Source organism: Pleionea sediminis (genome assembly GCF_007570825.1).
Taxonomy (GTDB): Bacteria; Pseudomonadota; Gammaproteobacteria; order Enterobacterales; family Kangiellaceae; genus Pleionea; species Pleionea sediminis.
The window spans coordinates 1,078,095-1,091,343 of sequence record NZ_SUNB01000001.1 but is presented as its reverse complement, the minus strand read 5'-3'; the positions used below and the strand labels follow the sequence as shown (position 1 = coordinate 1,091,343).

The 13,249-nt window shown below is 39.5% G+C and carries 14 protein-coding genes; 10 read left to right on the top strand and 4 right to left on the bottom strand.

Going from position 1 to position 13,249, the window contains the following annotated elements; all coding sequences use genetic code 11:
* The first annotated feature begins 89 nt into the window (after positions 1-89).
* Positions 90-641, top strand: a complete 552-nt coding sequence (locus FAX86_RS04340; protein ID WP_144392114.1) for an HNH endonuclease — start codon at positions 90-92, stop codon at positions 639-641.
* Here the strand turns inward: FAX86_RS04340 and FAX86_RS04335 are convergent.
* Both FAX86_RS04335 and rtcR read right to left on the bottom strand, forming a co-directional pair.
* Positions 631-1,101 (bottom strand): CBS domain-containing protein, encoded by a 471-nt coding sequence (locus tag FAX86_RS04335; protein ID WP_144392113.1) that lies wholly within the window; start codon positions 1,099-1,101, stop codon positions 631-633. The genes FAX86_RS04340 and FAX86_RS04335 overlap by 11 nt on opposite strands.
* Positions 1,102-1,580: 479 nt before the next feature.
* Positions 1,581-3,182: an RNA repair transcriptional activator RtcR gene (gene rtcR, locus FAX86_RS04330; RefSeq protein WP_144392112.1), complete on the bottom strand. Its 1,602-nt coding sequence runs from the start codon at positions 3,180-3,182 to the stop codon at positions 1,581-1,583.
* Between the two features lie 233 nt (positions 3,183-3,415).
* Between rtcR and FAX86_RS04325 the strand changes: the two genes are divergently transcribed.
* The 9 genes from FAX86_RS04325 (at position 3,416) to FAX86_RS04280 (ending at position 11,183) form a co-directional block, all read left to right on the top strand.
* On the top strand, positions 3,416-3,613 hold the full coding sequence (locus FAX86_RS04325; protein WP_144392111.1) for a hypothetical protein: 198 nt from the start codon (positions 3,416-3,418) through the stop codon (positions 3,611-3,613).
* Positions 3,610-4,866, top strand: a complete 1,257-nt coding sequence (locus FAX86_RS04320) for an RtcB family protein (RefSeq protein ID WP_144392110.1) — start codon at positions 3,610-3,612, stop codon at positions 4,864-4,866. The genes FAX86_RS04325 and FAX86_RS04320 overlap by 4 nt, the downstream gene beginning before the upstream one ends.
* Before the next feature lie 82 nt (positions 4,867-4,948).
* A complete protein-coding gene (rtcA, locus tag FAX86_RS04315) occupies positions 4,949-6,031 on the top strand; it encodes an RNA 3'-terminal phosphate cyclase (RefSeq protein WP_144392108.1) in 1,083 nt (360 codons plus the stop codon).
* Between the two features lie 587 nt (positions 6,032-6,618).
* On the top strand, positions 6,619-7,770 hold the full coding sequence (locus tag FAX86_RS04305) for a slipin family protein (RefSeq protein WP_144392107.1): 1,152 nt from the start codon (positions 6,619-6,621) through the stop codon (positions 7,768-7,770).
* 52 nt (positions 7,771-7,822) lie between these two features.
* Positions 7,823-8,398 (top strand): 3'-5' exonuclease, encoded by a 576-nt coding sequence (locus FAX86_RS04300; RefSeq protein ID WP_144392106.1) that lies wholly within the window; start codon positions 7,823-7,825, stop codon positions 8,396-8,398.
* Positions 8,399-8,479: 81 nt separating this feature from the next.
* Positions 8,480-9,502, top strand: a complete 1,023-nt coding sequence (locus FAX86_RS04295) for a hypothetical protein (protein ID WP_144392104.1) — start codon at positions 8,480-8,482, stop codon at positions 9,500-9,502.
* A gap of 56 nt (positions 9,503-9,558) precedes the next feature.
* Positions 9,559-9,969 (top strand): hypothetical protein, encoded by a 411-nt coding sequence (locus FAX86_RS04290; RefSeq protein WP_144392103.1) that lies wholly within the window; start codon positions 9,559-9,561, stop codon positions 9,967-9,969.
* Positions 9,966-10,343: a zinc-ribbon domain-containing protein gene (locus FAX86_RS04285; RefSeq protein ID WP_144392101.1), complete on the top strand. Its 378-nt coding sequence runs from the start codon at positions 9,966-9,968 to the stop codon at positions 10,341-10,343. Before FAX86_RS04290 ends, FAX86_RS04285 begins: the two co-directional genes overlap by 4 nt.
* Positions 10,344-10,436: 93 nt before the next feature.
* On the top strand, positions 10,437-11,183 hold the full coding sequence (locus tag FAX86_RS04280) for a S1 family serine peptidase (protein WP_144392100.1): 747 nt from the start codon (positions 10,437-10,439) through the stop codon (positions 11,181-11,183).
* Between the two features lie 476 nt (positions 11,184-11,659).
* Here the strand turns inward: FAX86_RS04280 and FAX86_RS04275 are convergent, their stop codons facing one another.
* Together FAX86_RS04275 and FAX86_RS04270 are read right to left on the bottom strand one after the other, a co-directional pair.
* Positions 11,660-12,802 carry a M56 family metallopeptidase gene (locus FAX86_RS04275; protein WP_144392098.1) on the bottom strand — a complete coding sequence of 381 codons (1,143 nt, stop codon included), beginning with the start codon at positions 12,800-12,802 and terminating at the stop codon, positions 11,660-11,662.
* A complete protein-coding gene (locus FAX86_RS04270) occupies positions 12,792-13,157 on the bottom strand; it encodes a BlaI/MecI/CopY family transcriptional regulator (protein ID WP_144392097.1) in 366 nt (121 codons plus the stop codon). The genes FAX86_RS04275 and FAX86_RS04270 overlap by 11 nt, the downstream gene beginning before the upstream one ends.
* Positions 13,158-13,249: the final 92 nt, after the last annotated feature.

Genomic DNA, 13,249 nt, shown 5'->3' with positions numbered 1-13,249 from the left:
TAAAAAGTGTAAAAAAACTGGTGTATATTTAATAGACATATAAGACGGTAAGTGGTATTACTGAGAAAGATACACGCACAGGAGCTACTATGGGTTCGCTGGTGTTACGACTTGATAAGTCTGGTTTTCCAATGGAGTGGATAAATTTAGAGCAAGCAGCCTGTTTTTATTCCAAACAGCAGGTACTGTGGAGTCTTGGCGATGTCATGGCAACTCTGCACGGGGGAATCAGTCGATTAACGGGTAATCAGTCTTTTTTGGACATTGCTCCCGTAATAGCTATTGATGGAATTCTTCACGAACAATCCCATCGTGTTCCGGCTTTAACTAATTCTGCTTTATTTGCTCGCGATCGCTTTTTATGTCTTTACTGTGGTGAAAAACATTCGAGAACATTGCTCACTCGTGATCATGTGATTCCTAGAGCACAAGGTGGAAAAGATTCATGGACTAATTGTGTTACGGCATGCAAGACATGTAATAATCGAAAAGGTTGTCAAACACCTGAACAATCAAATATGCCTTTATTGGCAGTGCCGTTTAAGCCGAACAAGTTTGAATATATGGCGCTAGCGAATAGAAATATATTAGCAGACCAAATGGATTATTTAGCCAAAGGTTTTGTTAAACTCAACGCGTAGTGTAAGACTTTGCGCTATTCGTACTTGAAATAAACGCAGTTCGTGTGTCCGCAGAGCTAGCTGCTGAGTTTACTTTGTTTCCCTCGTTTAAAAAACTTTTCAAAATATCATTGGTAGATACAACGCCAACAATCTGATTGTCATTTTTTACAATAACATGATGAATACCTTTCTCCATCATAAGCTTTGCTGTTTCTTCAATGGAGTTGTTGGGATCAACTTGAATCACCTGGTGAGTGCATACTTCCCAAGCTTTAATTCGTTTCTCGTCAAGGTGCTTAGCATGAAAAGAAACAAGATCGGTTTTACTGACAACACCAAAGCAATCATTGTTATCATCAATCACTGGTAAGAATGATAGGTTTTTTGAACTTAAAAATTCTTCTACTTGCTCAACAGATGTATCTAAATTAATAGATATCACGGGAGAAGACATAATTGTCCCTATAGATGCGCTCATGACGTTAGACCTCCTAGCCTTTATCCAAAAACAGACTCTTAACTTTTCCGTTATCAACACGAAACTTAATTTCGAATTCCTTGTAGAAACGCATTGGTTAATATTTAAACATTAAACCCAGATGATTATTCTGTCGAGGTGAAGTGTGTATCATTTATGAGATATTTATTGAAAAGTTGAAATAAATCTCATCAAAAGATAAACAGTGCTATCTGTATATTTCTGCAGGTCATTAGAGCAATTTGATTTAGATTTTATTGAACTGGAGCGATTAAAACATTTTTGAGGCATTAATTACCATGTTAAATGAGTAAGGTTAATTAATATCGCATCAATGAGTTTTTAATGTTTGATATCACTCTATTGAGATTTAATCGGTATTTTTAAAACAACTTGTTTATCTTATTAATCCTATGCCTTGCTTTAAAGAGAGACGCGTTAGTTTTATCTAAATTTTAAGCTAATCAACAATTCGATTTCTAATTTAACTCCCCTTTAATTTGATCAAAGGTTAACTCAAACTTTGCTAGATACTTTTGTAGACGATTGGAATCATTCGCTTTAGTTTTCTTCAAGCGAGATTGGTCAAAAAGTTCTCGACCCGCCGATGCCATCGACCGATGCCTTAAGCAAGTTGCGATCACATATTTTAATTGCGCTTTATCAAAATTATCTAACTCTGAAATTTGTGCTTTCGATAAATAAAAGTTTAAATCAACATCATCATTCGAGCTTTTAATAGGTGACCATTGCTTATTGAGTCGTTCCGTTTCTAGCTTCACATCTTCAAGAGATATTCGGGCGCTTTCTGCTAGTGTACACATGCGAGTAATTGTGGCATTCAGGTCACGAAAATTGCCCTGCCAAGTTGATTCATGAGATAGAGCAAATGCTAAAAATCGCTCTCGAGCTTCGCGATTAAAATCGACTTTCTTGCCTTCATTGCGAGCAAACTGTTGTAACTCAAATTCAATATTGGGTTCAATATCTTCGCGACGATCTTTAAGTCCGGGAAGCTCATAGGTCCACAAATTGATTCTTGCTAACAAATCTTCACGAAAACTTCCTTCTGCAACCAGTTTATTTAAATCTTTATTGGTTCCGGCGATGAGTTGAAAGTCACTTTTAACTTCTTTGTCACTACCCACAGGAAAAAATGTTTTTGTTTCTAATGCATGTAATAACATAGCTTGTTCGTCGAGGCCTAGTTCACCAATTTCATCAAGAAATAAAACACCTTTATCGGCAGATAGTAAAAAACCAGCTCGTTTCGTTTGAGCGCCAGTAAACGCACCTTTATTATGGCCAAACAAGGCAGACATCGCACTGTCACCTTTAAGTGTTGCACAGTTCACGGCAACTAAATCCCCCGATACAAGATCTCGCTTCTTTTTTAAGGCATAAATACGACGCGCTAATTGTGTTTTCCCGGCACCAGTTGGGCCATTGAGTAAAATTGGAGCCGATGAACGAATCGCCACTTTTTCTATTTGAGTAATTAATTGATTAAACTTTTCGTTTTGTGTAGCAATGCCACCTTTTAAAAAAGATTCATCATCGCTTTGTTGCTGAGTAAATCGCGAAGCAATTTGATCGTAACGGGATAAATCAAGGTCAATAATCTGATGCTTGCCCACTACTTTTTCTTCACCGCGTCCCGGAGACGTTTGAACCAGCCGACCGGGAAAGTGACGGCTTTCAGTCAGTAAGAATATGCAAATTTGTGCGACGTGTGTTCCGGTAGTGATATGAAATAAATAGTCCGTTTTTTCGGTATTAAAATTAATAGAGTCACATAAATCAAAAAGTTTGGAGTAAACCTCTTCAAAGTCCCAGGGATCTTCAAAAGAAAGCAAGGTGTCGTGGACTTTGGTTTCTGGAGAAATTTCTGCAATGTCTTGAATGGTTGTATTCGCAAGTCGCTGGCTGCGCTCATCGTGCAGTAAATAAAGTTCATCAATCACCAAGTCAGATTGTGAGCACAGAGAAACATTGGGACGCCACTTACTCCAGCGATCGCCTCGTTTACCAGCATAATCCAGCTGAGTACCTAAAATACTGATAGCTATGGTTTTTGTCATGCGTTTTCTTGCATATCTATAAAAATATAAATATATCATAAATGATAGGTTGTGGCGCTAGTTTAAGAAATTACTTATCCAAACCAAAATACTGATTAGTCATAAAAATACAATAAAAACAAAAGCATAGAGGTTTTTTAGGTGTGGGCGAAAAAAGTTGGCACACGACTTGTAATACCTAGAGTAGTTTTTAGATAAATGGCGTTTCGTCAAGAACAATGAGGAGTAGCGCAATGCAGAGTTTTCAGCCGCATGCCATTGGCAGGACATTGATTCGAACTCAGTTAAATACGGATACAAAGCGTGATAGTTATAGAAAACACGATTCGAACCGTCGGCAGCAATTTATGGTGCGTTCAACAATAATGAATGAAATGAACCCTGCTGTGCTACTACAAATAACATGCCGAGCAAAAGGAGTTACACAATGAGCGACGCATTAAATAAATCAAAAAACGATTTAAAAAAATATGAAGTATTTGAAGGTCAAGGTAAAGCATTTATTAAATCCTGGACTAGAGGTGTGCCTTTTGAGGCAAAAGCAAAAGAACAGTTAAGCAATATTACGTCATTACCTTTCATCCATAAATGGGTGGCCGCGATGCCCGACGTACATTTAGGTAAAGGCGCAACGATTGGAAGTGTTGTTCCAACCTTAGGTGCGGTAATTCCAGCTGCGGTGGGTGTGGATATTGGTTGCGGAATGATGGCGGTAAAAACGTCATTAACAGCGAATCAACTTCCGGACAATTTAGCCGGAATGCGATCAGCAATAGAAGCGGCAGTACCACATGGACGTTCGGCGCGAGCGCGAGGGTCTCGAGATAAAGGTGCGTGGGGAAGCGTTCCAGATGATGTAGCGATTGCTTGGAAAGGTTTGTCTGATCAGTTTGGAGTGCTAAGCGATAAGCATGCGGTATTGAAAAATACCAATAATGTTCATCATCTTGGAACACTAGGAACCGGTAATCATTTTATCGAAGTGTGCTTGGACGAATCGAATCAAGTATGGATTATGTTGCATAGCGGATCGCGAGGTGTGGGAAATCGAATTGGAACTCACTTCATTGAGAAAGCAAAAAAAGATATGGAACGTTGGCATATCCAATTACCTGATAAAGATCTCTCCTACCTGCCAGAAGGAAGCGAAAACTTTAACGATTACGTTGAAGCGGTGGAATGGGCGCAAAACTTTGCTCGAGTGAATCGTGAAGTGATGATGCAACGAGCGATTCAAGCGGTGCGTTCGGTGATGGGGATTGAGTTCGAAGCTAAAGTAGAAGCGGTGAACTGTCATCATAATTATATTTCAAGGGAGCATCATTTTGGCAAGGATGTCCTGGTAACAAGAAAAGGTGCGGTGCGCGCACGAAAAGGCGAGATGGGAATTATTCCCGGAAGCATGGGCGCTCGTTCGTTTATTGTTCGTGGACTTGGAAACGAGGATAGTTTCTGTAGCTGTAGCCACGGAGCAGGACGTGTTATGTCGCGTACGCAGGCGAAACGTGAGGTGTCTATGGAAGAACATCTTGAAGCAACACAAGGTGTGGAATGTCGAAAAGACATTAACGTTATCGATGAAACGCCACGTGCGTACAAAAACATTGATGATGTTATGGCCGCTCAAAGCGATTTGGTTGAAGTGGTCCATACGCTGAAGCAAGTTGTATGTGTTAAAGGATGACGGCAGGAGGTTTTTTGTTAAGGAGTGATCGGGAGATTTTTTTGAAAAGGATTTCTGCTTTTATTAATAGGAAAATTGAAAGATGAATAAAAATAAAATAATTATCGATGGTTCACAAGGAGAAGGCGGCGGGCAAATATTGCGTTCTTCTTTGAGCTTGTCGATGTGTTTAGGGACACCAATAGAGGTGACCAACATTCGAGCGGGGCGCAAAAAGCCCGGTTTGTTGCGACAGCACTTAACGTGTGTTCGAGCCGCACAAGAAATTTGTAATGCACAAGTGCAGGGAGATGAATTACGTTCGCAACGAATTGAGTTTATCCCGGGAAAAATAACCGCGGGAAACTACAGATTTTCTATTGGAACGGCCGGAAGTACGACTTTAGTATTTCAAACGATCTTTCCAGCTCTCCTAATGGCTGATGGAGCATCGACCGTCACATTACAGGGTGGAACGCATAATGGTAGCGCTCCAAGCTATGACTTTTTAACGCACTGCTTTTTGGACGTGTTACGTCGTCTCGGTGTTGACGTTGAAACAGCGTTAACTTACGTGGGATTCTATCCAAATGGTGGCGGAGAGTGGACTTGCCAAGTAAGTCCTTTAACCGAGATGGAACAATTTAATTTAACTCAAAGAGCATCACTGATATCAAAGATGGCCCAAACATTAAATAGCGGCGTGCCGAATCATGTGAGTGAGCGAGAGTTGAAACAGGTGACTAAAAAATTACTGTGGACGCAGGACGAACTGAAGTCGATCAACGTTAAGTCTGTAAGTGCTGGAAATATTGTCTCACTGCGATTGAACTACGAATCACATTCAGAGTTGTTCGAAGAAGTCGGTCAACTGGGTGTAAAAGCCGAGCGTGTTTCTGGCAAAGCTATTAATCGATTAAAGCAGTTTGAAAATACTTCTGCTGCTGTCGGTGAACATTTAGCGGATCAATTAATGATTCCTTTAACGTTGTTTGCCGGTGGGAAATATAAAACTCATGAACTGAGTTTGCATTCGAAAACTAATATCGAAGTAATCAATCGATTCTTACCGAATTCGATTAGAACAGAACAAGATAATGATGAAGTTGTTATTGCCATAAAAGGACAACAACTTCAGGCCACTCAAACAAAATCGCAATCTGAAAAGACCGAGTTATTAGTCTAAAGATAGATTGGATAAAACTTGAGTGAAAAAGAGTTTAGGAAAACGTTAATTGCTTAGCGGCTCCGATTCTGAATATCGGACTGGCGCATGCGGTGTACCGTAATGTGTATCAAGTGATAAGCGAGTTCTAAACACCAACGAACGTTGTAGCTCATTGGGTAGAGCAGCTGACAGTTAATCAGTAGGTAGTCGGTTCGAATCCGACCAATGTGACCCGTCGACTCTCAATCGACACCACTTTAGGGTAGTGGCTATTTGGATAACCGAAAGGTTGGGGTTCAAATCCCTCGATAGGGCTTCTGATGATTTTTTAAGTTCGCTTTATTAGAAATCATCGGTGGTTGATTCGCCAATTTCAGCGGGTTAATGGTTCGCGTAAGTTTAACGACAGTCTGAAACGTTATTGTAAACCTAATCAAAAGGATGTTAAGCGGGTTTAAGTAGCGTAGAGGGCTCCCTCTTAATCTTTACCTGGACTGTTCAAACTGAACTTGCCGGTCTTTCACAGGGAGCCCGCTATTATTGTTCCTTAAAGGAAAGTATGTCTTAACGGACATGGAGTTTATCAAATACATAAGGAGGTTAATGTGTTTGGATTTAAAAAAGTGATTGTATCGGATAATGAACGCGTTTTGGTGTTCTTGAATAATCGATTGAATAAATTGTTAAAGCCTGGCGAGTACTGGTTAGCACTCGGTTGGCAAAAAATTCGGCTTGAATGCTATGACATTACAAAGCCTGAATTTTCGCACAATTTGGGTAAGTTTTTATTAACGACCTATAAAGAAATTGTGGGTGATCAAGTTACCAGCGTACAAACCAGCGAGAATCAAATTGGATTGGTTTACTTCGATAACGTATTAAGTGACTTGGTTGAACCGAATCAATTTAAAATGTACTGGCAAGAAGCCGTTGAAGTGCGCATTGAGTTTGTCGATATTGAAGAAAATTTCGAAGTATCTTCTAAGCTCTTGTCGACTTTGATTTATAACTCGAAGCCCGACGTTCAACACAAGGCATTGACGATGCTTTACCACACTGAAGTCAAAGACAAATTTGTCGGTTTGCTAAAGGTGAATGGAAAGTTGGTTCGAATTCTCGAACCTGGCTTGTACGGTTTCTGGCGATTTAAACGTCAAATTGAAATTGGTACGCTCGATTGCCGTGTGCAAACCATGGAAGTTAGCGGTCAAGAAATTTTGACTAAAGACCGAGTGAGCCTTCGCGTGAACTTGTCGGCAAACTATCGAGTGGTTGACACACGTAAAGTCGCCGTTGAGTTGAAAAACCACGTCGACTTTTTGTATCGAGAGTTTCAGCTCGCTTTGCGAGAAGTGGTCGGAACTCGATCTTTGGATGCGATATTGGAAGACAAAGATACCGTTAACGCTATCGTTACCAAACGTATCAAATCGAACGTTGAAGCTTTCGGTTTGGAAGTGCTCGATGTCGGTGTGAAAGACATCATCTTGCCTGGTGATATGAAAACCATTTTGAATCAGGTCGTTGAAGCAGAAAAAGCTGCCGAAGCGAACTTGATCAAACGTCGCGAAGAAACACAAGCGACACGGTCTTTGCATAACACTGCTAAAGTGATGGATGGTAATCCTACATTGATGCGTTTGAAAGAGCTGGAAGTACTTGAGCGTGTTACTGGAAAAATTAACCAGCTAACCGTTTACGGTGGCCTCGATGGCATCATGAACGATATGGTTAAGTTGACTGGTAACTCGAAGTAAAAAATGTCGAGAAGAAATTATCTTCTCGGCATTAATTTAAAGAGAAATAAAAATGGATATTAATAATTATAAAAATTATCTGATAGTCGATCTGGAAGCGACATGTTGTGATATTAAATCGATACCACGGCAAGAAATGGAAACTATTGAAATAGGCGCAGTCATAGTTGATGGAGAAAGCTTGAGGGTTATTGATGAGTTTACTACATTTATTAAACCTGTCCGTCATCCTAAACTCACATCTTTCTGTACTGAGTTAACGACAATTCGACAAGTAGATGTCGATTCAGCTCCTATGTATGCAGAAGCTATTAGCTTGTTCAAAAAGTGGCTCTATCAGTATGAAGATTTTCTTTTCTGTTCATGGGGCGATTATGACAAGTATCAGTTAGAGCAAGATAGTTCTTTTCATAATTGGCCTTTTCCGATTGGTGCATCACACTTGAATATCAAAAAGCAGTTTTCAAAGTCGCAAGGTTTGAAAAGGAAGTTGGGAATGGCGCAGGCTCTAAAACACACGAATATTGAACTCGAAGGAACGCATCATAGAGGAATTGATGATGCCAGAAATATGGCAAAGTTGATGCCATACATTTTGGGACAGATACATTTCGTAGCTAGAAGATAAGTGCGCCGTTAAAATTTAGAAAAGAAAATGCAAGCTTAAGTTGTTTTAGATAGCAATCGAAAATCGTATAGAGAATTAGAAATGGAGCACTCGAAAATTATGGAAGATCAACTAAAAAAGGCAGTTAGAAATTTCGCTAGTGAGATAAACTCAGGTATTACTGTGTCTCCTAATATGTCGGAGCTAGTAAGTTTAACATCGGAATTACCTCTTTCTGGCTTTGACTATTGGGAACGCTTAATTCGCAATGAGTATTATTTTGCAAGAAAAGATGCTGCTATACCCAGTTATAATTTATGGTCGAAACCTAATGATGTACTGACATGGCTGGATATAGTTAGTTGGGATGGGCACAAGCGTGAAAAAGCTATTCGAACTTTGTCTGGTGCTGCTCTAAACTCATTTTTTCTTTCGTTTGCGATTCGCAGGCTTAATGATTGGGTTCCTCAAGTACGCAAAGCAGCAAGAGAGAAGTTGCCTGAAATAGCACGCGAAACGACTCCGGAAATCGTTGCGGAAGCTTTATGTTCTGTGCTCTCTAACTGGAGTACGTGGGGGAGAATTGAAGAAGCTGATAAAAAAGTGCTATTACAAATTATGTGCAATGAGAAGATTGCTAAAGCTTTGTCTAAAAAATTAATATCTTCGACATGTGGTCCAATGCCTTCTCTTTTTTCTCAGTTTGGTCGAACACAAATTTTAGACGAGTATATTGAAGATATCGCTAGTAAGGCTATTCAACCTTCAGTCCGAGCTAAAGCTTATCGTGCTCTATTTGAAAGAAGAGTGATATGGACCGAAGGACGAAAATGGGTATGGACTGATAAGCGTTATTGCGAAGGAAGAATGGAGCCAATAGTTGTTGAAAGGGAACTTAATGTTAACGCATCGGTTCTTGATTTGCTGATTCGTTCATCGGTAGACCGCTCTTCCATTGTTCGTCGTATTTCTGCTGAGTTTGTTATTCGGGAGCTAACATCTTTAGGCGTTGATGGCGTAAAGCTTGCGGAAAAATTTTCATTAGATCTTTCTTCCACCGTATCCGAGCGAGGGCGGTTTGCATTAAAGAAGTTGAGAGAAATGAAAGTGACCGGTGAAAACTAGTCATTCAGTCAGGTTAAGGAGATTTATCCTGACTGAATGATTTAAAAGGTATTTATATGGACATCGAAAAATTAAAACGCAAGCGACAAAAAAATGTACAAGAGCAAAATGCTCTCAAGAAACATTACATGCGAGAGTTAGCTATCGATTTCCGTGAAAGCCCGGAAGAATATATTTGGTTGCGTAATGTTCTTACTCAAAATTCATTAGATGTTAATCAAGGCATCTTGATTTCATTGAGTGGCTGTCTAGAGCAGGGGCCTGTCGAAGAATGTAGTGCTGTATGGATTTCTTCTGATAGCCGGTTCTATGAGCTTATCGTTATTTTGAAATATGGAACTCAAGAAATTGATGAAATTGAAAGCGTTACTGAAATTACAGATTCGATAGAGATCAACGCGCATCAACGTGGTACTGGAAAGTCATTTGGGCAATTAGCAATAGAGCTAATTAGGGAACTATTATGAAAAGTGGAAAACAGCGTCGACTTGAGATAAAAGCGAAACGACGTGAAAAGGCAAAAAAGTCGAAAAACATCGATCGTTATAACTTATTGAATCGTCCGGTAAATTCTATTCTTGCCGATCATAGCGAGCTAAGTCATGTTTGCGGATGTCGACTATTACCACTATTTTATGTTGATAAACCATTTGTTTGTATTGATTGTGGAAGTGAAGAGCTTTGGACTGCCAAGCAACAAAAGTGGTGGTATGAAATCGCGAAAGGTCATATCGACTCTATTGCTGTACGTTGTCGGCCTTGTCGAAAGATAGAGCAAAGAAGAAAAGCTGAAGCGAGACGAGTGCATCTTGAAGGGATTAAGAATAAGCTGAAGAGCTAAAATGTCTGCGAATATCTTAAAGCGGACATTATGCTTACTAACAAAAAACCATAGCTCTTTGATATTTTTGATGTTTTTGAGATTTTCTGAAAGATGGATGAAAATGAATTTATAGAAGAACTTGCTAAGCTGCCCTTCAAATATGCACTTCCTATCGCTTTGTATGATACTAATGGTGTTATCCAGCCAGGAAACGCCACGACCACTCTTATAAAATATCAAGACCAATATTTCTGTGTTACAAATAACCATGTTATTGAAAAATTATTAGATGTTAATCCTTCGCAGTGTTACTGCCAAATAGGAATGAATCGAATTGATATTTGGAATGCAGAAATTATTAGAAGTAAAAACCAAGATGTATGTTTGATAAAAGTTGATGAAGAATTCGACTTAAGTTTTAAGAATATTGACGAGTTAAAGTTTAATGTAGAGTTTTATAGGTTGACTAAAAACTATGAAGTTCAAGAGGGAGACATTGTAAGCTTTGGTGGTTACCCTGGTTGCTTTAGGACTGTTGAGAATAATAGGCAAGAAATTTGCTATGGAACATACTCTCACGCGGGTTTACCATTAAACTCACTTTCGAATTTGCAAGGTAGTGTTTGGCTCAACGACAATACCGACAAAAAGGCTCTTGGTAGTTTACAAAGAGATGACCTAACTGCTTTAGGAGGAATAAGCGGAGCACCAGTATTCAAATGGGAATTTTCTCCTATAGCTGTACCTGTTTGGATTGGAGTTGTGGTGGAAGGTGATTTACATAGATTTCAGTCAGAACACAGTCAAATAATTGTCGATTTTGTCTCGGAACGAACTATTTCTGAATTGTTAAGTTGAATTTTTTGAGAGTGCAAGTTAAGTGGCTTGATTTTTAAACAAAAAATAAATAACAAATAAATTAACTACACGCAAAAGGTGCGTAGGCCCCTCCTGATGTCGGACGAGTTATTGAAGCGTTAAACTGCTTTTGTCCGGTTTCAAACTAATTCTACATATTGTACAAAAAGCCAGTTCGTAAAAATGATTGATCTGCTAGTTAAGCAGCTCTTTATATTAATAATCGGGATTTTCATGTTTCAGCTTACCTTATTCTTGTAATGCTTTGAGTCCAAGTGGATCGAGAGAATTGTCAGAGCTAACTTGAGTGCGAGTTGCTACTTTGTTGAGGAGAAAGTTTTTGCTTTGCTGGTCACTTTGGTTTTTTAGTCGTGGTGATTTGTTGAGGTTTAATTTCTTTTGCTAATGTTGTATGAAATTATATTATTTGTTTAATGAAAACAGGATTGCTGTTTAACAACCCTGTCTTTTAAGGACTACTCGCCTAATTTAAACTGCAACGTGTAGTAAACATCGGATTTATTTTTATCAACAAATGTCCACTGTGTTACTGATTCGATAGCGCTTTTATCAAAAGTGCCTTCAGGTTCCGATTCTGCCACCGTAATATTTTGTGGCTTTCCATTGAGATCTAAGTCGAAGTGTAATCGTACAAAACCTTCTACACCATTTTGGGCGGCATCTCTGGGATACGCTGGTGGCATGATTGTCAGAGGCTTCGCTTCGGCTTTCGGTTCACTGTTGCTGGCCATAGCCCAGGATCCAACCGACAGTGCTGTTACTACGACGAGTCCTGCAGCTGTTTTTATGGGACTTTTTTTGTGTTGTTTTAACATGGTTATTCTCTCCTTTGTTGAAGAAATCCCGAACCATTGAGATACGATTGCTGAACTGTTCAATGTCGACTGAAACAATAATAGCTCGCCGTATCGGGCTTTTTGTTGTGGTGAAAATGATTGGGTAGTTGATAAGTCGCATGCGAGCTCTTGGTTGATTCGAAATTGTCGATACGCCAAGTAAACTAATGGGTTAAACCAGAAAACAGAAACTATCATTAGCGCAATGATATTCCATAGGCCATCACGATGTTTCCAGTGCGCATGTTCGTGTTGAAGTATTAACTTAAGTTGTTCGTTCGAGTAGCTGCATGACTCAGGCAATAAGAGCGTGGGTTTAAATACCCCAAACACGGCTGGTGAATCGATGGGCGCTTGTCGTACCTGTGCAAATGAGAAATTATCATTGTCTGCTGGTAAGGAAACTTCACGTCCCAATCGGTTTATACGAGCATATTGACTGCTATAACGCAGGCTCAAAATTACCAATGGAACCAGCCAGATCGCAATCAATACAGTAGGCAACCAGGTAGATAAACTTTGCGACATGGGCGCTACAGCTTCAAATTTGGGGTAAAACGTCAAGGTTTGACCCAAGGTAAGCGATGAGGTTATTGGTAATGCAGAAACAATCAAATACAAAGGAACACTGAGCCAGAGTGCGTAGGCTGCCAGGCAATTTAAATAGTGTTTGACGATTGGTTGAATGGCGAAAATAACTAAAAGCAAAAGGCTTAACTCAAGCGTGGAATCCCATAACCAGGCAATTATTTCACTGATCATTCTCGAGCTCCTTGATGACTTTTTTCAATTGCTTGATTTCATCGGTGGATAAGGTTTCCTTTTTGGCAAACTGAGAAACAAATGCGCTTAACTTACCGTCGAATACCTGACTCAAAAAATTTTTTGATGCTTCTTTTTGGTATTGCTCTTGTTCGATTAGCGGTGAATATAAATATTCTCTTCCATTCTTTTCGTAGGTAATGATGCCTTTATTAAGCAGTCGATTGAGTAGCGTTTTGATGGTTTTTTCTTTCCAGTCGGAACTGTCTTCCAGTTCTGAAACGACTGTTTTCGCGCTACAGGGCGCTTGTTGCCAGAGGATTCGCATTACTTTGAATTCAGATTCGCTGATCATAGTTTTCCTGTTTATAAATGATTACAAGTGTAATCTTAGTTGAGGATTACATATGTAATCGTATTTGGCAAGCCATGAATTGAAAATTTAAT

Bases quoted from the DNA above. Each gene is read 5' to 3' on its own strand.
- rtcR (WP_144392112.1), bottom strand. From the start codon at position 3,182: ATGACAAAAACCATAGCTATCAGTATTTTAGGTACTCAGCTGGATTAT.
- rtcA (WP_144392108.1), top strand. From the start codon at position 4,949: ATGAATAAAAATAAAATAATTATCGATGGTTCACAAGGAGAAGGCGGC.
- FAX86_RS04275 (WP_144392098.1), bottom strand. From the start codon at position 12,802: ATGATCAGTGAAATAATTGCCTGGTTATGGGATTCCACGCTTGAGTTA.
- FAX86_RS04270 (WP_144392097.1), bottom strand. From the start codon at position 13,157: ATGATCAGCGAATCTGAATTCAAAGTAATGCGAATCCTCTGGCAACAA.
- FAX86_RS04285 (WP_144392101.1), top strand. From the start codon at position 9,966: ATGAAAAGTGGAAAACAGCGTCGACTTGAGATAAAAGCGAAACGACGT.
- FAX86_RS04290 (WP_144392103.1), top strand. From the start codon at position 9,559: ATGGACATCGAAAAATTAAAACGCAAGCGACAAAAAAATGTACAAGAG.
- FAX86_RS04280 (WP_144392100.1), top strand. From the start codon at position 10,437: ATGGATGAAAATGAATTTATAGAAGAACTTGCTAAGCTGCCCTTCAAA.
- FAX86_RS04295 (WP_144392104.1), top strand. From the start codon at position 8,480: ATGGAGCACTCGAAAATTATGGAAGATCAACTAAAAAAGGCAGTTAGA.
- FAX86_RS04320 (WP_144392110.1), top strand. From the start codon at position 3,610: ATGAGCGACGCATTAAATAAATCAAAAAACGATTTAAAAAAATATGAA.
- FAX86_RS04300 (WP_144392106.1), top strand. From the start codon at position 7,823: ATGGATATTAATAATTATAAAAATTATCTGATAGTCGATCTGGAAGCG.
- FAX86_RS04340 (WP_144392114.1), top strand. From the start codon at position 90: ATGGGTTCGCTGGTGTTACGACTTGATAAGTCTGGTTTTCCAATGGAG.
- FAX86_RS04335 (WP_144392113.1), bottom strand. From the start codon at position 1,101: ATGAGCGCATCTATAGGGACAATTATGTCTTCTCCCGTGATATCTATT.
- FAX86_RS04325 (WP_144392111.1), top strand. From the start codon at position 3,416: ATGCAGAGTTTTCAGCCGCATGCCATTGGCAGGACATTGATTCGAACT.